We start from the raw sequence: 23,984 nt of genomic DNA, 5'->3' as shown, positions 1-23,984 counted from the left end.
CCCTCCCCATCTCTCAGCAAAAGAAGCAATATCCGCCAGGACACAGAGAGTACAGGCAGCAAAGAGGCAAACAGAGGTTACTGCCGCACATATCTGTGCCGAATTGTCCGCCGCCGGAACGATAGGCCCGCTGTGTCCCGCTTTGCATGAACTCCAAAGCCTGACGGTATTCGGGGTTGTCAGGCTCCATCTGGTAGGCCGTCTCATAGTACCGCTTAGCCTCGTCCAGCCAGCCCCTTCGGTAGCACACTGCGCCGCGCAGGAAATGCCATTCCGCATTATGATCGCTGAAATTGGCCAACAGTGCCTCCGCACGACTCAGGTTTCCCGTCTGAATAGCAATCCGGACCTGCTGCAAGACAGAACTGCCGCTATGCTGGCCGTACTGCTGGTAGCCGCCGCTGTAACCACTGGTTTGACGGCCTCCACCGCCGGCACCGCGCCTGCGGTTGATCTCCTCATAGGCAGCGTTAATCTCTTTCATCTTTTCTTGTGCCAAATCTGCCAGAGGATTGTCATGATAATTATCCGGATGGTACTTGCGAGCCAATTCACGGTATGCTTTTTTGATTTCCTCGTCGGATGCACTTTCCGACACACCCAGGACCTGATAGGGATCGTTCATTGAATATCCTCAACCTTCTCGGGTTTCTTTATCCCTTTCCGCGTTGTGCGGAAAGTTCCGTCTAAAACAGCCTTCCCCACCTGAAAAAGGCCTGTATAAAAAGTTCTCTCCAAAATGGCAGTCCAAACACCGAAATCCCAAAGCTCAAAGGCTGTTGCGATCATGTGGATGGAGTGGTCCAGCGTTGCGACAAACTCTCGCCGGCTCTCCGGTGTCCATGCGCCGTCTGTGATGGCAAATCGCAGTGCCACGGGGTTATAGGCTCCCTCTGCGGCATCCTTTCTCAGGTCATCCGCGGCATCCACCAGATAAACCCAGCGCCCCAGATGGTAGAGAATTTGCTCCAGTACCCGGCGCCTGATCGGGGCATCTACCTCGGCTGCGGCGCTGGACAGCAGAGTGGCAAAGGTATCCGCCGCTGCGTCCATAGAAAGGCATCGCGCTCTTTCCAACGCCGCCAGCTTTTCCAACTGATCGCGCACAGTGCTGTCAAAACCCGGCCGGAGCGCTGCCGCCTTTTGGTAGGCCGGCTCCAAAATCTTAGAAGCAGACCGATATTTCAGGCCATGGAGCCAGTCGTGGTCTGCCACACCGTCCCGCAGCTGCCAATAGGCCAGGATCACACTCTCGTCAGCGGCCAGCTCCATAGCCGCCCCACTCTTGAAAAACTCCCGTCCGTGAACTGGGTGGGCAAGACAGAGACTGTGAGAGAGGCCATCCTCCTCCCGCTGTGAGAGGAGGATCGCCAGATAGGTGAAATCATAGTTCAGGATAAACCTGGATGCCATGCCATATCTCTGCCCCAGCGTATGGCATAAGCCGCAGTACATCCGGCGAAACCGCTCAATCTCCTCCTGCCGTAGCTCTTGGATCGGCGGCCTGACATAGCCAAACATGGTGTCAGAACAGACGGACGATGGTGAACGAGAGCCCGCCCCTGGCCCGGAGACGGCGATCATAGCGAATCGCGAAGAAAATTCCAAACAAGAATCCCGCCACCGCCGCAGTATACTGAATTCCAACGCCGCCGCCCAGCGCAAAGGCCACCACATAGCCCACCAAAAACAATGCCACAGGGATGGCATAAACCAATGCCACAATGCCGAGCATTTTTTGTGTGCTGCTCTCCACCACGACCTTTTGTCCGGGTTGAGCGCCGATGGGATTCACTGCGCGTGCCTTCACTGCTGTGCCGGTAACTCCGCAACCTGCGCACTCCTCACAGTCATGTCCGCAGGCGGACTTTCGTGGCACGGAAATCTCCGCATGGTTTTGATCGAGAATACGTTCTACTGTTGCAATTTGGGTCATTTCAATCTCCTACTCCTCCGGTGGTGGCGGATCTGGTTCGTCGGAGGCCGTCTCCTCTTGAATGGTGATCTGCACATGGTACGTTCCGGACACGCCGATATCTCCCCCGCCGCCGACCTGAATCTTAGCCGGAACCGTATAGGTGCCGGAGGCGCTGGCATAGTTGCTCAAATCCGCCACCACGGTAATGTCCTCTCCCGTGACTGCGGCAACATCTGCGGACGTACCGAAAATCGATACCGTCAGCTCCTGGGTTAAAATGTCCACTGTCTTCCCGCTGGGCAGATTCGAGTAGGTGAACTTTCCGGTTGTTACCTGTGCTCTGGTGATATCCTTAAAATCGGCTTTCAGCGTAGCCCGGGTTACGCCACTGAGATTCGAGCAGCCCTCTGGAATGATGATGGAGAAGGTGTGGCTGGTGGCACCGCTGCCCAAAAGATCCAACAGGCTGATTTGTCCCAGCGTGATGGAGTCAATATCCCGCAGCACACCCGCGTCCCCTGAAACCGTGATGGTATCTGGGAAAATATCATACTCCAGATTGGAAACCCGGGCACCCGCAGACTCCACAAAGTCCACGACCAGCTGCAGCTCCTTCGTTACATAGATTGGCATAGTCACCTGGATGGTGGACTCCGTTGGGTGAATTCCTGTGCCTTCCAGCAGCTGATCCTCCGCATCATAGTACTGGAAAGTCAGGTCCTGAGATACCGTTTCCATGGCGTCCTCACCAATATCCAGTGTCACCTTCACATAACTAACATCCTGGATATCCTCCTCTTGTCCACGCAGCTCCAACGTTTTCTGTGAGAGCTGCAGTTCACCCGCAGAATACCCTTCTGCCACATTGCCCACCAACTCACAGATAACATCCACCGTTTTACTGTTCAGTTCAGTAACATTGACCGTGGCATAGAAGCTGTTTGGCTTGTCAATCATGCTAGTCGAAAAGCGGTTATCCGCAAACCGCACCTCATAGCGAATATTCTGGATGCCCGCCTTTTCCACACTTGACAGGTCTGCAATCAGTTTGATGTCGTCTCGGTCCGGCTGTACAATCAGCATCCGGGCGCCGGAGAGCGTGATGTCCACGCTGGCGGTTGTCCCCTCTTCCATCAGCATCAGTCCTCGGTCTGCCAACTCATCCTCTCCAGTGTAGGTGATGGGGACATCTGTGATAGTAGTCTCTGCCTGCTGGGGGCCGTTATTGTTCCCAAACATATCCGCATAGAGCCAGACCGCAACAGCCACCAACAGCGCCAGCAGGATGTAGAGGATTTTCCGATTACTCATTTTCTCACTCGGCATCATCCGTACCTCCGCTCTTCTTGGACCGCAAAAGTCCCAGCAGGCTGAAGCGCTGCTTGTCCTCCTCATCCTGCGGAATCAACTCATTCCGCAGGATGTTTTCCAGCGTCTCCGGCTTCAAATGCCGTTTCAGCATGCCGCCGGTGGCGACAGAAATAGAGCCCGTCTCCTCGGAGACAATGACCACGATGGCGTCAGAGTTCTCACTCATTCCGATCCCTGCACGGTGGCGCATGCCCAAATCCCGGCTTAGGTTCACATTCTTGCTCAGCGGCAGCATGCAGCCAGCGGCCAATACCCGGCCACGCCGGACAATCACGGCGCCGTCGTGCATCGGTGCCTTGACAAAGAAAATATTTTTCAAAAGCTCCGCAGACACAGCAGCATCCAGTACAGTCCCACTGCGAACCATGTCATCCAGCAAGATCTCACGTTCAAAGACAATCAGGGCTCCAGTGCGGCTCTGAGACATTTCTGTACATGCAAGCACCGTCTGTCCGATCGTCTCATCCATGACACTTCTGGACTCTGTATGATTAAAAAAGGCGATAAAACGACGGCTGCCCATCTGCTCCAGAATCCGGCGGATCTCCGGCTGAAACAGGATAATCAGCGCCAACACGCCCCAGTCTACCATGTTGCTCATGATAAAATTGATCCCATTGAGCTTTAAAGCCGTAGACAGAGCCAAAATCGCCAGGAACACAAACAGTCCCTTGAGAAGACTCGCAGCCTTTGTGCTCCGAACCAGCCAAAACAACCGATAGAGCACAAACGCCATAATCGCGATATCCAAGTAGTCTGTTACCCGCAGCGTCAAAAGGTACCGTCCGATGACGACCGGCAAATCCATCAAGGTCAAATTCATTTTGACGTCATCATCCCTTTCCGCCCATGATAGCATTGGCTGTTTTATTATATAAAATCTGGCAGTCAAATGCAAGGCAATTCCGGGGAAAATTCACGGACTGTTCAGAAAGTCAGCGCTGTAAGCCACGGAAAATCTCCAAAACCTGAAAAACCTCTTCCGGGGTGTTGAAATCAGAAAAGCTTAAACGGATCGTGCCCGTGTCCAGTGTTCCAGCACTGCGGTGGGCCAGCGGTGCGCAGTGAATCCCAGTCCGGACCGCTACCTCTCGCTCTGAGAGCATTTGGCCGACGGACTCCACATCCTGTCCCTCAGGCACTATAGAAAGAACACCTGTTTGATTGCGCAGTCCGGGCGCTGCAAATACCCGCATCTTTCGGATTTCCCGCAGCCCTTCTGCCATCACCAGCGCCATCCGGCGTTCCCGGTCTGAGATTTCCCGCAGCCCTCGGCTCTGCACGAAACGCACGCCTTCCAGCAAGCCAGCGATGCCAGGCATATTATGTGTCCCGGACTCCAGCCGGTCCGGGAGAAAGTCCGGCATTTCCTGTTGAATTGAGAGGCTTCCGGTTCCTCCCTCCATCATCGGTCGGACCAATACACCTTCTCCACACAAAAGCACACCAGTTCCCTGAGGGCCATAAAGTCCCTTGTGTCCCGGCATCGCCACAAAGGACGCACCCAGTGCCTCCATATCCAGCGGCAGCACTCCCGCTGACTGAGAGGCGTCAACCACTAGCGGCACACCCCGTGAACGGCACAGAGCGGCAATTTCTTCAACAGGCTGGATGAATCCAAACACATTGGATACATGGTTGCAGATCACAGCGTCCGTGTCTGGTGTTACCGTCTGCTCAAAGGCGGCCAGCACTGCCTCCGGCTGAAAGAGCGGCGCGGCGGCAACTGCGGTTTTTGCCCTCAAAGCCGCCAGAGGACGGGTGACAGCGTTGTGTTCATAGCCGGAGATCACTGCGCGCCCCCCCGGCGGCACCAGGCTTTTGATGGCGATATTCAACGCGTGAGTTGCATTCATAGTAAATACCACGCGCTCGGGATTCTCCACATGAAACATCTCCGCGAGCTCACTGCGGCAGGTAAAGGCCGTGTCAGCGGCCTCCATAGCGGCCTGGTAGCCCCCCCGTCCCGGAGAACTCATGGTAGCCATGGCCCTTTCCATGGCAGCCGCCACAGCAGGTGGTTTTTGAAACGTGGTGGCAGCGCAATCCAGATAGATCACATACTCACCTCCCGATACATGCCCTGCTGGTATAAAAATATCTGAACAGGGTCCAATGAAGCCCTGTGAATTGCGATCAACGCCTGGGTCAGGTCCGGGACGGCCACCCGCAGAACGTAAGCACAGCCCAAATTGGTCAGATCTCTGGGTGCACGGTAGATTTGGCAGCGGATACCCACCCGCTCTAGTGCCCGCTGCATCCGCTGGGCATAGGTTACGGAGCGGGCCAGGATCAAATAGTACTCCACAGACACTCCTCCTTTCTATCCAGTTTATGGACAGCGGCGGAGAAGGTGCGAAAAAGGGACGCCTTAAGCGTCCCTCTATTCCTGTTTTTCCAGCAGCGCCACGGCGTGGGCCGCCATGCCGGTGCCATCGCCGGTAAACCCCAGCCCCTCTTCTGTGGTGGCCTTTACGTTTACCTGCTCTGCATTCACACCGAGAGCCCCGGAAAGCCGCTCTGCCATGGCGACTTTGTAAGACTTGATTTTCGGTGCCTGCGCCACCAGTGTGGCGTCCACATTGACCACGGAAAATCCGCGCTCATGCAAGAGCCGCGCCACTTCCTCCAAAAGGCACAGACTGGAAATTCCGGCATAATGCGGGTCACTGTCCGGAAACAATGCGCCGATATCTCCAATACCCGCTGCTCCGCAGAGGGCATCCATCACCGCATGCGTCAGGACATCAGCATCGGAGTGTCCTAAAAGTCCCCATTCCCAGGGAATCTCCACCCCGCCTAGAATCAGCGGCCTGCCTGCGGTCACACGATGCACGTCATAGCCGTGCCCAATGCGCATCCCCATGCGCTCACTCCTCTCTTGCCTCCAGAATTGCCTCTGCCACAACCATGTCCACCGGGGTTGTGATCTTGATGTTCTCTTCGTCTCCGTCTACCAGAAAAACCACCTTGCCCAAGCGCTCCACAGCAGAACAGTCATCGGTGACAAAGTCTTCTCTTTCCAGCGCCGCCTGAAGGGCAGCCTTCAGGAGCTCTGCATCAAAAACCTGCGGTGTCTGAACTGCCCGCAGAACTTCCCGATTCAGTGTCCGTTCTACCGCGCCTCCATCCCGGACTTCCTTCACCGTGTCCTTGATCGGAACCGCCGGCGCGGCAGCCCCGCACCGGGCGGCAGCAGAGACGACCTGATCGATGAGTTCCGGTGTCACCAACGGTCTAGCGCCGTCCTGCACGGCCAGCAGCTCACTCTCTGTCGGTGCTTCCAGTGCAGCCAGCAAGACTGAGTGGACGCGGCTCGCACCGCCCCGCACTACCTTGCTGCACTTGGTGATCCCATATGTATGGCACAGGTCCGAAATGTCCAGCAGATCCTCCTCCCTAGAGGCTACAACAATTTCATCCACCCGCTTTGCAAGCTGCAGGGCCGTCAGCGTCCGGGCCAGCACCGGAATCCCATCCAGAGGTTCCAACAGCTTGTTTACACCGCCCATCCGTCTGGAACTGCCAGCAGCCGCCACCAATGCTGTGCACCGTGGACGGCTGCTCTCTTTCATTTTTTTGAAAAAAGACAACATGTTTCCATCCTCTCGTCATTGCGGTACAGGAAGCTGCATCATGGCGTGATCAATCCGTGTCTCTACTTCCCGATATGCCACCTTTTCCGCCATCACAATCTCAGAGATCATGATCTGTTTTGCATTATGAAGCATCTTCCGCTCTCCGGTGGAAAGTCCACGCAGGGAATCCCTCTGCATCAGGCTCTTAATGACCCGGGCGACCTGATATAAATCCCCACTCTTCAACCGCATTAAATTTTCCTGATATCGCTTGTTCCAGTTGGCATTGGCCTCCACCGTCAGGTCCGGGAGCGCATTCAGCAGCTCCTCTGCCTCTGCCTGTGAGATAATTCCCCGGATTCCAATCACCTGGCTGTTAGCTGTTGGAATCTTTAAAACCAAACCACCCACCGGCATTTTAAACACATAATATTCCTTCATGACTCCTGCGACCTTTTCCTGTACGATGTCATCAATCACACCTGCACCATGCATAGGATGCACGACCAGATCCCCAATGCTGAACATGTTCCCTCCTCTCCAATCCGTGCGTTACAACTTTCCGCTTTTGTGATATGTTTTCCTGGGAAATTCAAGAAATTATAAACATATTATACCTATTTTTTTCTAATTTTACAAGCTGTTTTTCTAAAAAAATGTGATTTTGACCAGAAAATCGCGCCTAAAAACGTGATAAACGGCCCTCTTTGGGGCCGTTTATCACTGAAAAACACATCTGTACTCTCAGGTTCATCTCTTGTTGGAGCGGCGCCAGATGTGCATCTTTTCCGCCTGTGCAATCAACTCATCTCGGAACTGCGGATGGGCCAAACTGATGATGCCCTCTGCCCGTTCCCAGGTGGACTTGCCTTTTGCATTAAATTTACCGTACTCTGTCACCAACCAGTGCAGGTTGGTGCGGGTGGCAGTGACCACGGATCCCTCCAGCAGGGTGGGACGGATGCGGGATTTCAACTCGCCGCTCTTTTTATCCTTGACCGTGGCGGGACAGCAGATGAAGCTCTTACCGCCCTTAGAGAGATAAGCACCCAGCACAAAATCCTGCTGCCCGCCGGCGCCGGAGATGTGGCGGGTTCCAGAGGACTCAGAGGACACCTGTCCGTAAAGGTCAATGTCCACCGCACCATTGATGGAAATAAAGTTATCAATCTGGGAGACGCGGGCCACATCGTTGGCATAATCCACAGGGACACAGCAGCACTCAGGATTGTTGTTCAGATAATCGTAGAGCTTCTGGCTGCCGGCAGCAAAGGCATATACCTGGCGGCCACGGTCAAACGGCTTGCGGGCGCCGGTGATCTTTCCTGCCTCAGCGATCTCTACAAAGGCATCCACATACATCTCTGTGTGCACACCCAGATCTTTCAGGTCAGACTCGGCAATCATCCGGCCGATGGCGCTGGGAACCGCGCCAATACCAAGCTGCAGGCAGGCACCGTCTGGAATCTCAGGCACCACCAGATTGGCAATGGCCAAATCCACCTCAGAGGGGGCACCGGCACCAGCCATCTGGTCAATGGCGGGATTCTCGCCCTCCACAATCATATCCACATGATTGATATGAACATAGTTATCGTAACCGCCCATGCAAACAGGCATGTTCCGGTTGACCTCTACAATCACAGTTTTGGCAGCTTCGCAGGCCATCTTCAGATGGGAGGCAGAGGGGCCGAAGTTGAACCAACCGTGCTCATCCATCGGCGCTACCTGAATCATCACCACATCTACCTTGGAATTTCCGCTGCGATAATAGCTGGGCAGCTCAGAATAACGGATCGGCATATAGTAGGCAAAGCCCTCGCTGATCAGTTTGCGCTCGATACCACCCATGTGCGCGGAGTTCCAGCTAAAATGCTCCGCAGCGTTCGGAACATCAGCAATGGCAGGGCGGTGCAGCAAGATACCGCCGCGAACTTTCACGTCCGTCAGCTCCTCACTTCTTCTGGCAAGCGCCTGATCTAACGCGACCGGGGTGCTGACACACCAGCAAAAATCCACCCAGTCTCCGGATTTGACCACCTTAACTGCCTCGTCTGCCGTGGTCAGCTTCTGCTGATACTGCGCCTGAAAATCCATCTTCATTCCTCCTATAAAAACTCAAGATTTGATATCAAAAGCACGCATGAAACGGGGGTACCAAAGCCGTAATGCAAAAACGGCAGACGCGCCCGCTTCTTGAAAAAAGGGCAGACCCGAGCGGGCCTGCCCCTTCGCAGACGGGATTATTCCTCCGCGGAAGCCTCTTCCTCTGCGGGGACTTCCTCAGCTGCGGGAGTCAGCAGAGCACGGATAGACAGGGAGATTTTCTTCTTCTCCTCATCGATGGCAGTGATCTTTGCGTCCACCATCTGCCCCTCAGAAAGAACATCCTCGGGCTTTTCTATACGGCGGTCGGCAATCTGGGAAATGTGAATCAGGCCATCCACGCCGGGGACCACCTCGGCAAAGGCGCCGAAGGTCATCAGCTTGACAATCCGGACATTCGCAACGTCCCCCACACTGTACCGATCCATGAACACCTGCCAGGGATCTACACTGTGGTCCTTGACACCCAGGGAAATCTTACGCTTCTCAGGATCAAAGGAGATCACATAGACCTCCATCGTGTCGCCCACCTTGCACACCTCGGATGGCGTCTTGATACGGCTCCAGCTCAGCTCGGAGATATGTACCATGCCGTCCACACCGCCGATGTCCACAAATACGCCATAGCTGGTCATGGACTTGACCGTGCCTGTGTAGTGCTTGCCCACCTCGATGTTGCTCCAAATCTCCTCCTGAGCAGCCCGACGGGCCTCATCAGTCACGGAGCGGATGGACCCCACCACACGGCGGCGGGCGCGGTTCACCTCTGTAATGCGCAGCTGAACTTTCTGCCCCTTCATAGCGGAGAGATCGGCGCCGCGGGGCTGGCCGCTCTGGGAAGCAGGCACAAATACCCGCACGCCCTTGACGGATACCACGATACCGCCCTTATTCTCTTCGGTGACAGTACCGTCCAGCACAGTCTTTTCCTCAACGGCCTGTTCAATATTTTCCCAGACCTTGGCGGCATCCAGGCGCTTTTTACTCAACTCTGCATAGCCTTCCACGTCATTAACGCGGACAACCCAAGTCTCAATCTCATCGCCCACATGGACCACGTCCTCAGGCTTGACAGTGGGATCGTCCGTCAGCTCGCTGAGCTTGATGTAGGCTGCCTGCTTAGCACCTACATCCACCTGCACCTCGGTGGGGGTGATCGCAGTGACAATGCCTGTTACCCTATCTCCATTATTCAAAGTTTTAAAAGACTGATTCAGTAATTCCTCGAAGGACTCCTCTTTGCCCTCGGCCGCTCTGATTTCTTCGCTCATCGTTGCATATACCTCCTTAATGATGCCCGCAGGTGTGGAGGCACCGGCCGTAAGGCCCGCAACAGAGCAACCATTGAAATCATCCGCCGAGAGCTCGTCCGCCGCCTCAATCTGTAGAACGCGGGAACAGCTCTGCATACAAATTTCCGTCAAATGTTTGGTGTTGGCGCTTTTACGGTCTCCCACCACAACCATCACATCCACCTGAGAAGCAATTTCTGCCGCCTCAGATTGACGCTTATGCGTAGCATCACATATTGTATCAAAGATTTTGACGTTTGTACACTCTTTTTTTATGATTTTCCATGAACTTTCAAAAAGTTCACGAATACAGGTGGTCTGAGCCACCACGGTCATGGGAATTTCCCGCTTGCTTTCAGGGGTGTCCAGCCATGCCTGCACCGACTCCGGCCCATCAAAAACCAGCGGTGACAGGCACCAGCTGGCAATCCCTGCTACCTCCGGGTGAGCGGCCTCGCCAATAATCACCGGCTGGCGTCCCTCCGCTTCCGCCTGGGCAACCAATCGCTGAATCCGGATGACATTGGGGCAGGTGGCGTTCACGCAACGGACACCCCGTTGTTCCAGGGCATCCAGCACGCTTTTCAGCTCCCCGTGAGAGCGGATAATCACGGTGTCGTCCGGTCCCAGCAGGGCGCTGTCCGCCGTTTTCCGGATACCCCGCCTTGCCAGGTCCTCCACCACAAACCGGTTATGGATCAGGTCTCCCAGCATCCAGCAGTTTCCGCCGCCCTCCGCAGTTCTTCGCGCCAGCTCCACCGCACGCCGCACACCATAGCAAAAGCCGGCACTTTTGGCCAACATCACTTCCCGCACAGCGGTGCACCTCCCACAGCCTGGCCGCCCAAGGCATAGGCCTCCTCCAACAGATCATCCGCGATTTTCTGCATCTCCTCCGAAGTTCCCCGCCGGCCGGTATAATGGGGCTCATAGGGCTTTCCAAAGATGATGCGGGTCCGGTGGAACAGCTTCTTCTCCCCATCCACAAAAACCGGGATCAGGGTAGCTCCTGTCCGCACGCCGATCACCGCCACTCCCGCCCGCGCCCGGGGCGGAAGGCCGTCCACATAGCCAATGCCATTGCGGATCACCGTCCCCTCCGGAAAGATCAAGAGGTTATCACCACTTTTGATGGACTGCATGGCAGTACGGACTGTTTCGATGTCATTGCTCCCACGACTGACAGGGAATGCCCCCACCTTGCGAAGAATCCAGGCCAACACCGGGTTGCGGAAGAGCTCTTCCTTCGCCATAATGTGTACCCGGTAGTGAATGGGAAGCCTCAGAACAACCAAAATCGGGTCCCAATTACTAGAGTGGTTGGGGCACAGCAGTGCACCATGCTCAGGCAGATTCTCCATCCCCTCCACTGTGGTAGGGTGCAGAATGCGGGTTACAAGTCCTACCAAGTAGTATACAAACACAAAAAACAAATTAAATGGCTTCATGATTTGGCTGTCCTCTCCCGGATGATCCGCAGCAGGGCCTCCTCACTCTCTCGGAAGTTCAATGCAGTGGTATCCAGAACCACCGCATCCTCCGCCTGCCGCAGAGGCGCTACCGCTCTGTGAGAGTCGTCCCAGTCCCGCTTTTGAATATCTGCCAGCACCTTTTCGTAGGGCTCCGGTGTCCCCCGATCTTCCAGCTCCAACATCCGCCTGTGCGCCCTGGTCTCTGGCGAGGCAGTGAGAAATACCTTGACCTCCGCATCTGGCAGTACAACCGTGCCGATGTCCCGGCCATCCATAATCACATTGTGCGTCCGGGCCAGCGCCCGCTGCATCTCCAGGAGATAGGTCCGCACGCTGGGATGGGCCGACACAGCGGAGGCGTACATGGACACCTCCGGTAGACGAATGCGCTCTGTAACATCCTGGCCGTTCAAAAGCATGCGCTGCAGCCCATCCCTCCCGTGGGACATCTCCACCCGTAGCCCCGGAAGTTCCGCACTCACCGCCGTCCCGTCCTTGGGATTCAGCCCTTTGGCGTAGATATGATATCCAAGGGTACGGTAAATGGCCCCCGTGTCCACATAAAGATAACCCAGCTTCTCTGCAATACTGCGGGCCAAGGTGCTCTTTCCCGCACCGGAGGGTCCGTCAATCGCAATGCGAATGGTACTCATGATTTTCTCCCTTCTTCTGCCGCAGCCATCCCGGCGGCACGGCCTGTTGCCCAGGCAATCTGCAGGTTAAATCCACCTGTATAGGCGTCTACGTCCAGCAGTTCACCCGCAAAGTATAATCCCTTTACAAGTTTTGATTCCATCGTGGTTGGGTTCACTTCATTTACTCGAATTCCGCCAGAGGTGACAATGGCTTCCTCCACAGGGCAGGGCGCAGAAATTTTTACCACAAAGTGTTTGAACTTAAGCAGTAGTGCCCTCCTCTGCTCCCGGGTGATCTCATGGACCTTCTGGTGATGCTGAATACCGGATGCCTCCACCATCACAGGAATCAGCTTTTGTGGCAACAGGTCCTGTAATGCATTACAAAAGTCATGATTGGCATATTTCTCAAAATCCGACAGTAGACGGCGGTCCAGAGTCTGCTCATCCAGCGCCGGCTTCAAATCGATTTCCAGGTGGTAGGCTTTTTTCCCAAAACACCGCATATGAGCGGATGCGGACAGCACCAGCGGGCCGCTGACACCAAAGTGGGTAAACAGCAGTTCGCCAAGGTCCGTATAGATTTTTTTCTGGTTTTCAAAAACAGTCACTCCCACGTTCCGCAGGCCCAGGCCCTGCAGCCGTGCGCAGGAGGCGCCATTGTCCAGTGTGCCCTGCAGCGGCACCAGGGAGCCCTGCAACGGCGTCACTGTGTGCCCGGCCCGCTCCGCCATGCGGTGGCCATCTCCAGTAGAGCCGGTGGCTGGATAGGAGATTCCACCGGTAGCCAGAATCACCGCTTGGGCAGCATAGCGCCGCCGCTCCCCAGAAACACCTCGGACCTCATGATCTTCGATTTCCAAATCTACTGCCCGATCTCGCACCAGTGACACCCGCAGCGACTTCAATCGCCGCTCCAGCGCGCCGCTGACATCAAAAGAGCGGTCGGACACGGGAAACACCCGGCCGCCCCGCTCCACCTTCAGGGGAACGCCCATCTCTTCAAAAAACGACATGGCATCCCGTCCGTCAAACCGTGAGAAAACGCTGTACAGGAATCTTCCATTTTTCGGCGTGTTGGCCAGAAGCGTGTTCAAGTCTGCGTCGTTCGTGACGTTGCAGCGGCCCTTTCCTGTAATATTCAGCTTTTTCCCAAGCCGCTCGTTTGGCTCCAGCAGCGTTACGCTGCCCCCCTGCTCTGCGGCAGTGATCGCCGCCATCATACCAGCAGCACCACCGCCCACCACTACGACTTCCCTACTCATCATCCACCTTCCCAAAGACGTCGTATTCGTTCCAGATGCCTTCCAGCTCCGAAAAGGTCGCAGAGACATCCTTCCCCATCCGGCATGCCAGGGCAACCAGCAGTGCGTTAATCAAAGACAGCGGCGCCACCATGGAGTCTACAAAGGAGATCATCTCACACGGTGCCAACAGCGCGGCGTCAGACATCTGAAAGACCGGAGAGAGTGCGTTATCTGTAATGGCTATGATGGTGGCTCCCCGATCCTTGGCAAATTTCACGCTGTTCATGGTGACTTTGGAGTATCGTGGAAAGCTGATGGCAATCATCACGTCTTCCGTTCCAATTCGGAAAAGCTGCTCAAAGATCTCACCGGCAGCGGTGGTCTGCACCAGGGTGACGTTTTCAAACAGCAAATGCAGGTAAAAGTTCAAATATCCCGCTACAAAAGTAGAGGATCTGGCACCCAAAATATAGATATGCCCCGCCCTTTCGATGCGGTCCACAACGTTGTCAAAGGCTTGGCGGTCTGCCTCGCTAACCACCTCCCGCAACTTGTCAATATCTGACTGTAGCACCGCGCCCAGGATATCCTGGCCGGAAAAGGTACTCCCCGCCGCCTGGATGCGCTGCGTAGAGGTCAATCGGCCTCGAATCATCTCCTGCAGGGCTCGCTGCATGCTTGGATAGCCGTCGTATCCCAGCTCCGAGGCAAAACGCACTACCGTGGACTCGCTGACGCCCACCAGCTTCCCCAGCCTGCTGGCCGTCATAGACGCGGCCTCGTTGTAATGCTCCAGGATATACCCGGCGATCCGCTTTTGTCCCTTGGAAAAGCGGTTCATATGCCCGTCAATCATATGTAAAATACTTTTCGCCACGGTCATTCTCTCCTCATCGGTTTCCATACGTGCCCTCGTAGCCGAAAGTCCAGCGTGTGGTTCCGTCGTATTCTATCATATTTCTCTGGAAAAGCAACCATTTTTGCTGGACGAAACGCTTACGAAAGTGTCTGACACCGGACCGCCTCACTGGGAACTCTGAGTAAGCGCCATCCGCTCTGCTTCGCTTAGATACCGCCATGTCCCTGGTGGCAGTGTCCCCAGCTCCAGCGTGTGTTCACGTACCCGGCGCAGCCGCTTGACCGTCAGACCGCAGGCGGCACACATGCGCCGGATCTGACGGTTTTTCCCCTCATGAATGGTAACAGCCAGCTCTGCCGTCCGGGTGGTGTGCCGCAGCATTTCCACCCGGGCTGGACGAATGCATTCCCCCTCCAAATCCGTCACAGCGGCTAGACGCTTCGCGGCACCGGCTACCGGGCCGTACACCCAGACATGGTAGGTCTTTTCCACCTCTTCGCCGGGATGCAGCAGGCGGCGGGTCAGCTCCCCATCATTGGTCATCAGCAACAATCCCTCAGAGTCCATATCCAGCCGTCCCACTGGCCAGACTCGGGCGCCGCAGTCCTTGACCAGCTCCGCCACAGTCTTTCGTCCCTTTTCATCCTGGAGCGTCGTCACATACCCACGGGGCTTGTTAAGCAGCAGATAGACCCGTTCTGTCTTTGATTGCAGACGCTTTCCATCCACGCAAATGTCATCCCGCTCCAGGTCCGCTCGATCTCCAAGCGCTGCCGGGCGGCCGTTTACCGTTACCCGTCCGGCTGTGATGTATGTCTCCGCTGTGCGGCGGGAACAAATTCCCGCAGCGGAGAGCAATTTTTGAATGCGTTCTTCCATAGTCTCCTCTATCCCGGCAGTTTCAAAGTGTTCCAGGCGGATTCTACCGCGGGGGCCACGTTCCCACCGCACAGCAGGTCCACCCGGCCAATCTCCTGTCCCTTCCAGGTAAAGACCGCCTGTCCTACACGGTTGCCTGCTGTGAGGGGAGCTGTCAATGGCTGCTCCAGCTCTATGCGGGTCTCTACACGCTCCCCTTTCGCCGTTGGCCAGGAGACCGTATCCGCCGCAATCAGAGGAACCGTACTCACCGCACCGCCCTGTACCGCCGCCTCCTGCAGCTGCTGCCCCAGCGTTGCCAACCGTTGAGATGGATAGGTGGAAAAACCATACTCATAGAGAGCCTGATGATCCGCCCAATCATTGCCATCCTGCAGTGTCACCGCCACCAGCCGTTGGCCCTCCTGTTCCGCGCAGCTTACCAGCGTCCGGCCTGCGGCTTGGGTATAGCCTGTTTTGAGACCGATGCAGCCGTCCATATAGCTCAAGAGCTTGTTGTGGTTGGTCATAGTCCGTCCACCGATGGTCACTGTGCGGGTGGAAACGATTCGGGCGAGTATTTCATTGTTCATAGCCGCACAAGCCAATACTGCCATGTCCCGAGCGGTGGAGTAGTGATCCTCGTGATCCAGTCCGTTGGGATTGGCAAAGGAGGTATGTTCCATCCCTAGCTCCGCTGCTGTCTCATTCATCAACTTTGCAAAGCCAGCTTCACTCCCCCCCACATGCTCCGCGATCGCTACAGCGGCATCGTTGCCGGAGCAGAGCATCAGCCCATAGAGCAGCGTCTCAAGCGTCAGTTCTTCTCCAACCTTGAGATACATGGACGAGCCCTCTGTATACGCTGCCTTCTTGCTGACCTTCACCGTGTCAGAGAGGTTCCCCTCCCGGATTGCCACCAGCGCCGTCATGATTTTTGTAGTGCTGGCGATCAGCATCCGGGCGTCCGCATTTTGTTCGTACAGCACACGCCCGCTGTCGGCGTCCACCAAAATGGCAGCAGTTGCAGAGGTACTGACCGCTCCCACGCGGGCAGGCATCGCAAAAACCAGTATCAGCACCGCTAATAAGATGCCGGCAATCCGCTTTCCCACAGTCCATCACTTCCTTTGTTCGCAGTGATGGTAGTATACCCCGCTCACAGGGTTTCTTTTGATTCCTTCCTGTCGAAATATTTTTCCACTTTATCCATAATATCCGGCGCCATCTCCACAATGCGATCCACCGTTGAAACCGGCGGCACCGCCACCGGCAGCACGCGGGTGATCCCATCCTTGATTACCAGAAAAGCCACCGGATCAATCTTCATACCAGCTCCCGCACCGCCGCCGAAATTGTTCTGCTCCGGTTTTCCGTAGTCTCCGCCGCCACCTCCAAAGCCGACGCTGACCTTGGAGATCGGGATGAGCGTCACGCCATCCGCCGTAGAGATTGGCTGACCCACAATTGTGTTGGTGTCCGCCATCTCGTGGACTTTGTCCATTGTGGAGCGGATCAGATCGTTCAGGGGCATTTTCTTCTCGTTATCCATCTTGTTGTCCTTTCTCCGCATTGCGGAAATATCCTGCATCCATCACGCTGCCGCCTGGGTAGGCGCAGACATATTCTTGCGGTGTTGGAGGAACCACCTGATCGCTGGAATCCCCGCGCTCAGTGCTGCCCGCAGCAAGGTCCCAAGTCGGGCTGAGATGCCAATCTGACCATGTAATATGGTCTCCGTGTTCTCATAGTCCACACCCACATGGAGATAGGGCTTCCGGATCTCCACCAGTTCCTCCATAGCCGGCATGATGGTCCATATGCCGGCATGAAGATACCCATACATCCGGGCAGTCTGGGCTGGGTCTCTGGCTCCGCCTAATATCACCCGTAAATCCAGCGGATCAACCCGAATCCCCCGGCCTAGCCGGCCAAGGGCTCGCCGCAGCGGTGGCCAGAGCGCTTTCGCAGCTTCCCGAATATCTTCGAACTTCGGCAGCTCCTTTTTCACCGCCTTGTCCACAGCTTTTGCCGCAGTCTCCGCCTGTTTCTGCGCCGCCTTGCCGTTTTCTTTTGCCGGATAGCACTGGATATGAAAGAGTGCAATTTTCAGCTCTACCACCGCACTCTGCCCCGCAAATGTTACGAGGACGCCCATACGGATACAGCATATCAGCACCACCAACGCCGCCAGAATCCCCACAATCCACAGCATAGCCGTCCCCTTTTCAAAAATTCTTATGCATCGCCGCTCTCCGCTGCTGCAGAGTCAGCCCCATCCAAGGGGTCCACAATTTCACCGCTTTCATTTAGGCGCATCTGGCCTTCGCCGCCAAGATCCGGCATTTCCGGCAGATCCTCCAGGCTCGTCAGGTGAAACGCCCGCAGGAACTGCTTGGTCGTGCGGTAGAGATGCGGTCTCCCTGGCACCTGAAGCCGGCCACACTCCTCAATGAGCCTGCGCTCCAGGAGAAGGCCGATGGTATAGGCACTGTCCACGCCTCGAATCTGGTCCACATACGCCCGAGTGGTGGGCTGGTAGTAGGCGATAATGGTCAAAACCTCCAGTGCCGGCTGGCTGAGCTTGGCAGGCTTGCGGATTTCAAAGGCTCGCCGGATGACCTCCGCATAGTCCGGTGCGGAGCAAAGCTGCCAGCTGTCTTCCATCCGCAGCAGACGGATGCCGCGCCGCTCGTATGCATAGTAGTCCATCAGCCTTTGCAGTACCTGCTCTGCCGTGGCTCTGTCCAGCTCCAACGCTGTGCAGAGCCTGTCCACATGTACCGGCTCTCCGGATGCGAATAAAATGCCTTCCATCGCGGATTCAATTTCTCTCATGTCCATGCTTTCCAAATCGAGCATCTCCTTATGATGTCAAATGCTCCGGCACTTCCCCATCCTGACGGACTGTGCAATCCGTCTCGGACCCGGCCAAATGGAGTACTCTGGCCCGGCACAGCTCCAGTACCGCAAGGAACGTGGCCACTACCTCACTGCGGCTGCGGTTGCCCTGAAACAGCAGCCGGAACCGGGTAATCCCCTGCTCCTTGAGCCGCTGCAAAATCTCCCGGGCCTTGCTTTCCACCGGATAAGGCTCATAGCGTACAATGTCCTGGAATGCTGTTTTGGGGGGCGGCAGCGAGCGCTCCGCGCGGTTTTGAATCTCTGCCATCGCCAGCAGCAAATCCACTTTTTCCTGGTCGTACTCGTAGATCCGGCCCCGTTTTACCGGCTCCGGATTCCGGGTGACAATATTTCGCCCAAATTCCGCCATGGGCTCCAGCTTCGCCGCCAGCGCCTTGATTTTTCCGTAGCTCTCGCTGCGCCGCCGCTCCTCCAGGGACTGGATCAGTGCGTCCATCTCATTTTGGGCCTCCTCATCCTCGATTGAGAGGAGCATGCGCGTTTTGATGTAGACCAAATGAGAAGCCATGGACACAAATTCGCTGGCTACCTCCAAATCCATGCGCTGGCGCTGTTCCAGCCAGGTCATATATTGATCGCAAATCAGCGCAATGGAGATATCCTGAATCTCCATTTTATTTTTGCTCAGCAAAAACAGGATCAGGTCCAGGGGCCCCTCAAAATCCTGCATCTCCTCCGATTTGGAACGGACTACCTTTTCCAGCTTGAATACGGGATTCTCCATACCCACCCCCTAAAAAATGAGGCCGTAACACGCCGACCACACGGCAAAAATTATCCGACTGATAGAGCGGCCGCCCACATCCAGAAGTGACAGCACCAGCAGAAGCAGCAGACCGTACCGCTCATAGTGCATGAGGCGCATGTAAGCGCTGTCCGGCAGAAAGGCCGCCAGCACCTTGGAGCCGTCCAGCGGCGGAATGGGGATCAGGTTGAATACTCCCAGGCCCACCGTGAGCATAGAGGTCTCTATCAGAAAATTCAAGATCCAGTTGATTCCGGGGAAATACGGGACATAACTATAAATGATCCGAAACGCGCCCAGCGTCAAAATCGCCAGCGCCAGATTCGATACCGGGCCCGCCAGAGCCGTCAGCGCCATCCCCTGCTTAGGCTTTTTGAAATAGCCGGGGTTCACTGGCACCGGCTTCGCCCAGCCAAAGCCCGCCACGAACATCATGGCAAGTCCAAGCCAGTCAATATGCCGCAGGGGGTTCAGAGAGAGCCGGTGCATGGACTTTGCCGTGGGGTCTCCCAGCACATAGGCCGCAAGGCCATGGCAGGTCTCGTGGACGGTCAGACAGAGAAAAATGGCCGCCATTCGTAAAACCGCATCCCCCAGCGATTGAAAATCCAGGGCGTGGAAAAGCTCTTGCAGATAGTGCAGCATAACGCCCTCCTCATCAAAATACCCAGACATACAGGTGTATTATACCAAACAGCACTCTGAATTACAAGGAAAAATCCCGGTTGGAACGCTTGCGGCGGACCATCCGCCTATGATATGCTGATGCTGTTCTAAAAAAACAAGCTGGAGGATGACATCATGCGCGAGGGCATCATACGGCTGTGGTTTGACATGTGGCTGCAGCAGGAAGACTTGGGTATCGACAAAATTTTTACGGAGGACATCCTCTATATTGAAAGCTGGGGTCCCACTTATGAGGGGCGCGCGCTGGTCAAGCATTGGTTTGAAGAGTGGAACACCCGCGGCAAAGTCCTGAAATGGGATATCCAGCAGTATTTCCACCAGGGCGATCAAACGGTGGTGGAATGGTATTTCAAAAATACCATGCACGATGGGAGACGCGAAGAATTTGACGGAGTCTCACTGATTCAATGGACGGCTGATAACCAGATTCGCTTTCTCAAGGAATTCGGCTGCAATCGGAACCGCTACAACCCCTACCAAGCCGGCGGGACGCCACGGTTCCGGAAGGAAGCGGCAAACTGGTTTTGACCACGTTGACTTTTCTCCGCTTCCATGCTATGCTGATTTCCTACACAGCATCCAACAGGCAAATTCTGGGATTTGCTGCTGGATGCTTTTAAAAAGCCGCTTTCTGCCTGCGGCGCAAGGAGGAAGATGTCCTGTGCAGGAGACCGTCAATCCCCTGGAAACCGCTCCTATCCCCCGTCTGATTGCCCGGTATTCCATTCCAACAGCGTTGACACTGATGGTCAACTCTCTTTATAACATTGTAGACCAAATTTTTGTTGGACAGGGTGTCGGCATTACCGGCATGGCGGCCACCAATGTGGCCTTTCCCCTGGTGGTGCTGGTCAATGCCATCGCGCTGATGCTTGGAGACGGCTGCGCCGCCAACATCAGTCTTTGCCTTGGACGCAAGCAGCAGCGGGAGGCTGACGATACCATCAGCCACTCCGTCACGCTGATGATCGTCGGCGGTATCATCTGTGCGCTGGGCAGCTTTCTTTTCGCGCCCCAGATTGCCGTCCTCTTTGGCTCCACAGACACCGCATACGCCGAAGCTTTGTCCTACATCCGGACCATCGCCTGGGGGTTCCCCTTTCAGCTGATCTGTCCCGCCCTAACGGCCATCATCCGGGCTGACGGCTGTCCTCAGTACTCCATGAAGTGCATGATCGTAGGTGCTGTCATCAATCTGATTCTGGACCCCATCTTCATCTTCCCTCTGGAAATGGGAGTTGTAGGTGCCGGAATTGCCACGGTCATCGGGCAGGTGGCCGCTGGTTGTCTATGTCTTCTCTACCTGCGGAGGCTGAAGACTGTTCGGATTTGCCGGAGCGCACTGCGTCCAACCCGGGCTTTGACGAGCAAAATCCTGGCACTTGGCTTTCCCAGCATGCTCACACAGCTGCTCACCATGCTGGTGCAGGTCACGCTGAACAACCTGATGCGCACCTATGGCGCACTGAGCGTGTATGGCAGCGACATCGCTCTTTCGGTCTATGGCATGATGATGAAGGTGTATCAGATCGCCCATTCCATGTTTGTCGGCGTCTCCTCCGCCGTGCAGCCGATCAATGGGTATAACTTCGGCGCAAAACACTTCCAGAGGGTGCGACAGACTTACCGTATGGCTGCCATGATTGCTCTTGGAATTTCTGTGCTCTGGTTCCTGGTTTTCTTGGCGCTCCCACGGCAAATCGCAACCCTGTTTGTCCGGGACAATCCCCTGTATCTTGACTGCGCGCAGCACTGCTTCCACCTCTATATGATGGCCTTTTTCCTCTATGGGCTGCACCTGACCACTGCCTCCTTCTTTCAAGGTATTGGAAAGCCAGTTAAGGCCCTGGCAATTCCTTTGGCCCGTCAGGGTTTCTTCTTGATCCCCCTGGCTATCCTGTTGGCGGGACAGCTGGGGCTGGACGGCGCTCTTTTGGCAGCTCCCATTGCCGATGTTCTGACGTTTCTTCTTTGTCTGCTGCTGGCGCGGCGGGAATTTTCCAGCTGGCAGCAGCAAGGGTGGCTCTCTCAGGGGTGAGTCCTCTTGCGAGCAGCTCAATCCATCCATCAGCCAACAGCAGATACATAGATTGTATCTCCCCTCCTTAATTAAAATAGGCAGCGTTTCTTCAACAAGTTTTTCCCTGATAGTAGCCATTTTCCTGGTACATTTTTATGGTCTTTAGGCGTATTTCATTTCCAAAAATGAACCGCAGATGATGGGTGACTAGAAAGAGATCCATACTGTCATCCTGGATGATCCCTGATAAAAAAGCCCCGGAGCCTTCAGACTCCGGGGCTTTACATTCTGCCATTTTCCTGAAAGCGTGTCCCGATCACGGAAGCGGCAAGTCCTCCTGTTTTTGCTCTTTGAAAGCTCTCGATTTTACTTTGGTCACAGGCAGTAAAACTCGTTTCTTCCAAAGGCTATGAATCCAGAAAAGCGCTTGTACGCAGCAGAGGCAGAACAGATAGAAGAGAAAAAGAAACGGAGCGGGCGCGAAAGCGCCCGCTCCTGCCGGTTCACTTACTAGAAATCAGCCCTTCACCATAGAGGCGATCTCAGCGGCAAAGTTCTCCTGCTTCTTCTCAATGCCCTCGCCCTTCTCAAAGCGCACGGCATCTTTAAAGGTAACCGTACCACCCAGCGCCTTGGCAGCAGAGGCCATGTATGCCTCCACAGTGCCAGCGAAGACGTCGCTGCGGACAAAATCCTGCTGGAGCAGGCAGTTCTCAGAATAGAACTTGTTCAGCTTGCCCATGACGATCTTCTCCCGAACGGCTTCGGGCTTGCTGGCCATCTTGGGATCATTCTCCATCTGGACCATCATGATCTTCTTCTCCTCGTCCAGCACGTCCTGAGTCACCTGGGACTTATCCCAGAAGCGGGGATTCAGCGCGGCGATCTGCATGGCCACGTCCTTGCCAATCTCAGAAACGTCGATGCCGCCGGAGACCTCCAGGTTCACCAACACGCCGATCTTGCCGCCGGCGTGGATATAGGGAACGGAGACGCCGTCAGCGAAGAAGGCGAAGCGGCGGACCTTGATGTTCTCTCCGATCACCAAGACCATCTCCTGCTGCTGCTCGGTCACGGTACGGTCGGTGCCATTGTACTTGCAGGCCATCAGTGCATCCAGGTCCGTAGGCTTGTTGGCGGCCACGGTGGCGGCCACGCCCTTGACGAAGTCCACAAACTTCTCATTCTTGCCTACAAAGTCAGTCTCGGCGTTGACCTCAACCACCACGCCCATGCCATCAATCACAGCGGCGTAGGCCATACCCTCCGCGGCAATGCGGCCAGCCTTCTTGGCAGAGGCGGCCAAGCCCTTTTCGCGCAGATATTCAATAGCCTTATCCACGTCGCCGTCGGACTCGGTCAGCGCCTTCTTACAATCCATCATGCCCACGCCGGTCATCTCGCGCAGGTTCTTTACATCAGCTGCTGTAAAAGCCATGTTACGTTCCTCCAATAATCATTTGATAACGAGCCAGAACAGGCGGGGCCTTTATTCAGCGCTCTCGACAGCCTCTTCCATCTGCTCGCCCTGCTTGCCTTCCAGCACGGCGTTAGCCATGATAGAGGCGATCAGCTTGATAGCGCGGATGGCGTCGTCATTGCCGGGGATCACATAATCAATCTCATCAGGGTCGCAGTTAGTATCGGCAATAGCCACCACGGGGATGCCCAGCTTATGGGCCTCGGCAATGGCATTGCGCTCCTTGCGGGTGTCCACAATAAAGAGAGCGCCGGGGAGCTTCTTCATATCCTTCACACCGCCCAGGTACTTCTCCAGCTTCGCGATCTCACCCAGGTGCTTCATGACTTCTTTCTTGGGCAGCATGTCAAAGGTGCCGTCCTCCTGCATGGTCTTGAGCTGGTTCAGGCGGTCCACGCGGGTGCGCATGGTCTTGAAGTTGGTCATCATTCCGCCCAGCCACCGGGCATTAACAAAGAACTGGCCGCAGCGGGTAGCCTCCTCACGGATGGCCTCCTGCGCCTGCTTCTTGGTTCCAACGAACAGCAGGGACTGGCCGCTCTCGCTGAGCTGACGGACGAAGTTATATGCCTCCTCCAGCTTGCGGACGGTCTTCTGCAGGTCCACAATATAGATGCCGTTGCGCTCCGTATAAATATAGGGAGCCATCTTGGGGTTCCAACGGCGGGTCTGGTGACCAAAGTGAACGCCTGCCTCCAACAGGGCCTTCATGGAAACGACGCTAGAATTTGCCATAGTTGTTTGTTCCTCCAAATCAAATTTAGTTCTACCTCCGGCGGCTTCATCCCTTC

The 23,984-nt window shown here is 55.5% G+C and carries 27 protein-coding genes; 2 read left to right on the top strand and 25 right to left on the bottom strand.

What is annotated here, in order from left to right:
• Window positions 1–13: 13 nt before the first annotated feature.
• From KJS55_RS15385 to KJS55_RS15275, 23 genes are all read right to left on the bottom strand, one after another.
• Window positions 14–625 carry a DnaJ domain-containing protein gene (locus KJS55_RS15385; protein WP_187028544.1) on the bottom strand — a complete coding sequence of 204 codons (612 nt, stop codon included), beginning with the start codon at window positions 623–625 and terminating at the stop codon, window positions 14–16.
• A complete protein-coding gene (locus KJS55_RS15380; protein WP_213543935.1) occupies window positions 622–1,521 on the bottom strand; it encodes a DUF5685 family protein in 900 nt (299 codons plus the stop codon). The genes KJS55_RS15385 and KJS55_RS15380 overlap by 4 nt, the downstream gene beginning before the upstream one ends.
• 4 nt (window positions 1,522–1,525) lie before the next feature.
• Window positions 1,526–1,936: a SoxR reducing system RseC family protein gene (locus KJS55_RS15375; protein ID WP_187028546.1), complete on the bottom strand. Its 411-nt coding sequence runs from the start codon at window positions 1,934–1,936 to the stop codon at window positions 1,526–1,528.
• A 9-nt stretch (window positions 1,937–1,945) separates the two neighbouring features.
• A complete protein-coding gene (locus tag KJS55_RS15370) occupies window positions 1,946–3,247 on the bottom strand; it encodes a CdaR family protein (RefSeq protein WP_213543785.1) in 1,302 nt (433 codons plus the stop codon).
• Complete coding sequence (cdaA, locus tag KJS55_RS15365) at window positions 3,234–4,112, bottom strand: diadenylate cyclase CdaA (RefSeq protein WP_187028550.1); 879 nt, start codon at window positions 4,110–4,112, stop codon at window positions 3,234–3,236. Before cdaA ends, KJS55_RS15370 begins: the two co-directional genes overlap by 14 nt.
• A 112-nt stretch (window positions 4,113–4,224) precedes the next feature.
• Window positions 4,225–5,349 carry an aminotransferase class V-fold PLP-dependent enzyme gene (locus KJS55_RS15360; protein ID WP_213543784.1) on the bottom strand — a complete coding sequence of 375 codons (1,125 nt, stop codon included), beginning with the start codon at window positions 5,347–5,349 and terminating at the stop codon, window positions 4,225–4,227.
• Entirely contained in the window at window positions 5,346–5,597 is a 252-nt protein-coding gene (locus KJS55_RS15355) for a putative Se/S carrier protein (protein WP_187028554.1), read from the bottom strand. Before KJS55_RS15355 ends, KJS55_RS15360 begins: the two co-directional genes overlap by 4 nt.
• Before the next feature lie 75 nt (window positions 5,598–5,672).
• Entirely contained in the window at window positions 5,673–6,155 is a 483-nt protein-coding gene (gene ispF / locus KJS55_RS15350) for a 2-C-methyl-D-erythritol 2,4-cyclodiphosphate synthase (RefSeq protein ID WP_317347683.1), read from the bottom strand.
• Between the two features lie 4 nt (window positions 6,156–6,159).
• Complete coding sequence (ispD, locus tag KJS55_RS15345; RefSeq protein ID WP_213543783.1) at window positions 6,160–6,885, bottom strand: 2-C-methyl-D-erythritol 4-phosphate cytidylyltransferase; 726 nt, start codon at window positions 6,883–6,885, stop codon at window positions 6,160–6,162.
• Window positions 6,886–6,900: 15 nt separating this feature from the next.
• Window positions 6,901–7,395, bottom strand: coding sequence for a CarD family transcriptional regulator (locus tag KJS55_RS15340; RefSeq protein ID WP_187028558.1), 495 nt, complete (start codon window positions 7,393–7,395; stop codon window positions 6,901–6,903).
• Window positions 7,396–7,617: 222 nt separating this feature from the next.
• The gene (locus KJS55_RS15335; RefSeq protein WP_187028581.1) at window positions 7,618–8,964 is read right to left on the bottom strand and encodes a butyryl-CoA:acetate CoA-transferase; all 1,347 of its coding nucleotides are present in this window, start codon (window positions 8,962–8,964) and stop codon (window positions 7,618–7,620) included.
• A 146-nt stretch (window positions 8,965–9,110) separates the two neighbouring features.
• Window positions 9,111–11,081 (bottom strand): bifunctional 4-hydroxy-3-methylbut-2-enyl diphosphate reductase/30S ribosomal protein S1, encoded by a 1,971-nt coding sequence (locus KJS55_RS15330; RefSeq protein WP_228300582.1) that lies wholly within the window; start codon window positions 11,079–11,081, stop codon window positions 9,111–9,113.
• Entirely contained in the window at window positions 11,069–11,713 is a 645-nt protein-coding gene (locus KJS55_RS15325) for a lysophospholipid acyltransferase family protein (protein WP_187028583.1), read from the bottom strand. The genes KJS55_RS15330 and KJS55_RS15325 overlap by 13 nt, the downstream gene beginning before the upstream one ends.
• A complete protein-coding gene (gene cmk, locus KJS55_RS15320; protein ID WP_213543782.1) occupies window positions 11,710–12,390 on the bottom strand; it encodes a (d)CMP kinase in 681 nt (226 codons plus the stop codon). The genes KJS55_RS15325 and cmk overlap by 4 nt, the downstream gene beginning before the upstream one ends.
• On the bottom strand, window positions 12,387–13,637 hold the full coding sequence (locus KJS55_RS15315; RefSeq protein ID WP_213543933.1) for a BaiN/RdsA family NAD(P)/FAD-dependent oxidoreductase: 1,251 nt from the start codon (window positions 13,635–13,637) through the stop codon (window positions 12,387–12,389). The genes cmk and KJS55_RS15315 overlap by 4 nt, the downstream gene beginning before the upstream one ends.
• The gene (locus KJS55_RS15310; RefSeq protein ID WP_228300581.1) at window positions 13,630–14,523 is read right to left on the bottom strand and encodes a MurR/RpiR family transcriptional regulator; all 894 of its coding nucleotides are present in this window, start codon (window positions 14,521–14,523) and stop codon (window positions 13,630–13,632) included. The genes KJS55_RS15315 and KJS55_RS15310 overlap by 8 nt, the downstream gene beginning before the upstream one ends.
• 120 nt (window positions 14,524–14,643) lie before the next feature.
• Window positions 14,644–15,357: a pseudouridine synthase gene (locus tag KJS55_RS15305; RefSeq protein WP_213543781.1), complete on the bottom strand. Its 714-nt coding sequence runs from the start codon at window positions 15,355–15,357 to the stop codon at window positions 14,644–14,646.
• Between the two features lie 8 nt (window positions 15,358–15,365).
• Window positions 15,366–16,451, bottom strand: coding sequence for a D-alanyl-D-alanine carboxypeptidase family protein (locus KJS55_RS15300; protein ID WP_213543780.1), 1,086 nt, complete (start codon window positions 16,449–16,451; stop codon window positions 15,366–15,368).
• A 44-nt stretch (window positions 16,452–16,495) separates the two neighbouring features.
• On the bottom strand, window positions 16,496–16,909 hold the full coding sequence (locus tag KJS55_RS15295) for a GerW family sporulation protein (RefSeq protein WP_228300580.1): 414 nt from the start codon (window positions 16,907–16,909) through the stop codon (window positions 16,496–16,498).
• Between the two features lie 21 nt (window positions 16,910–16,930).
• A complete protein-coding gene (locus KJS55_RS15290; protein ID WP_187028594.1) occupies window positions 16,931–17,551 on the bottom strand; it encodes a DUF2953 domain-containing protein in 621 nt (206 codons plus the stop codon).
• Between the two features lie 23 nt (window positions 17,552–17,574).
• Complete coding sequence (scpB, locus tag KJS55_RS15285; RefSeq protein WP_394806177.1) at window positions 17,575–18,174, bottom strand: SMC-Scp complex subunit ScpB; 600 nt, start codon at window positions 18,172–18,174, stop codon at window positions 17,575–17,577.
• A 28-nt stretch (window positions 18,175–18,202) separates the two neighbouring features.
• The gene (locus KJS55_RS15280; protein ID WP_213543779.1) at window positions 18,203–18,985 is read right to left on the bottom strand and encodes a segregation and condensation protein A; all 783 of its coding nucleotides are present in this window, start codon (window positions 18,983–18,985) and stop codon (window positions 18,203–18,205) included.
• A gap of 9 nt (window positions 18,986–18,994) precedes the next feature.
• Window positions 18,995–19,651, bottom strand: coding sequence for a site-2 protease family protein (locus KJS55_RS15275; protein WP_213543778.1), 657 nt, complete (start codon window positions 19,649–19,651; stop codon window positions 18,995–18,997).
• Window positions 19,652–19,807: 156 nt separating this feature from the next.
• Here KJS55_RS15275 and KJS55_RS15270 point away from each other — a divergent pair, with 156 nt between their 5' ends.
• Entirely contained in the window at window positions 19,808–20,221 is a 414-nt protein-coding gene (locus tag KJS55_RS15270) for a nuclear transport factor 2 family protein (protein WP_187028600.1), read from the top strand.
• Between the two features lie 133 nt (window positions 20,222–20,354).
• Window positions 20,355–21,731, top strand: coding sequence for an MATE family efflux transporter (locus KJS55_RS15265; RefSeq protein WP_228300579.1), 1,377 nt, complete (start codon window positions 20,355–20,357; stop codon window positions 21,729–21,731).
• Window positions 21,732–22,230: 499 nt separating this feature from the next.
• Here KJS55_RS15265 and tsf read toward each other — a convergent pair whose 3' ends face one another.
• Together tsf and rpsB are read right to left on the bottom strand one after the other, a co-directional pair.
• Window positions 22,231–23,151, bottom strand: a complete 921-nt coding sequence (gene tsf, locus KJS55_RS15260; protein ID WP_213543777.1) for a translation elongation factor Ts — start codon at window positions 23,149–23,151, stop codon at window positions 22,231–22,233.
• A gap of 51 nt (window positions 23,152–23,202) precedes the next feature.
• Entirely contained in the window at window positions 23,203–23,928 is a 726-nt protein-coding gene (rpsB, locus tag KJS55_RS15255) for a 30S ribosomal protein S2 (protein ID WP_187028606.1), read from the bottom strand.
• Window positions 23,929–23,984 lie beyond the last annotated feature (56 nt).

It is taken from the genome of Pusillibacter faecalis (assembly GCF_018408705.1).
Classification (GTDB): Bacteria; Bacillota; Clostridia; order Oscillospirales; family Oscillospiraceae; genus Oscillibacter; species Oscillibacter faecalis.
This window is presented reverse-complemented; position numbering and strand designations above follow the sequence as displayed.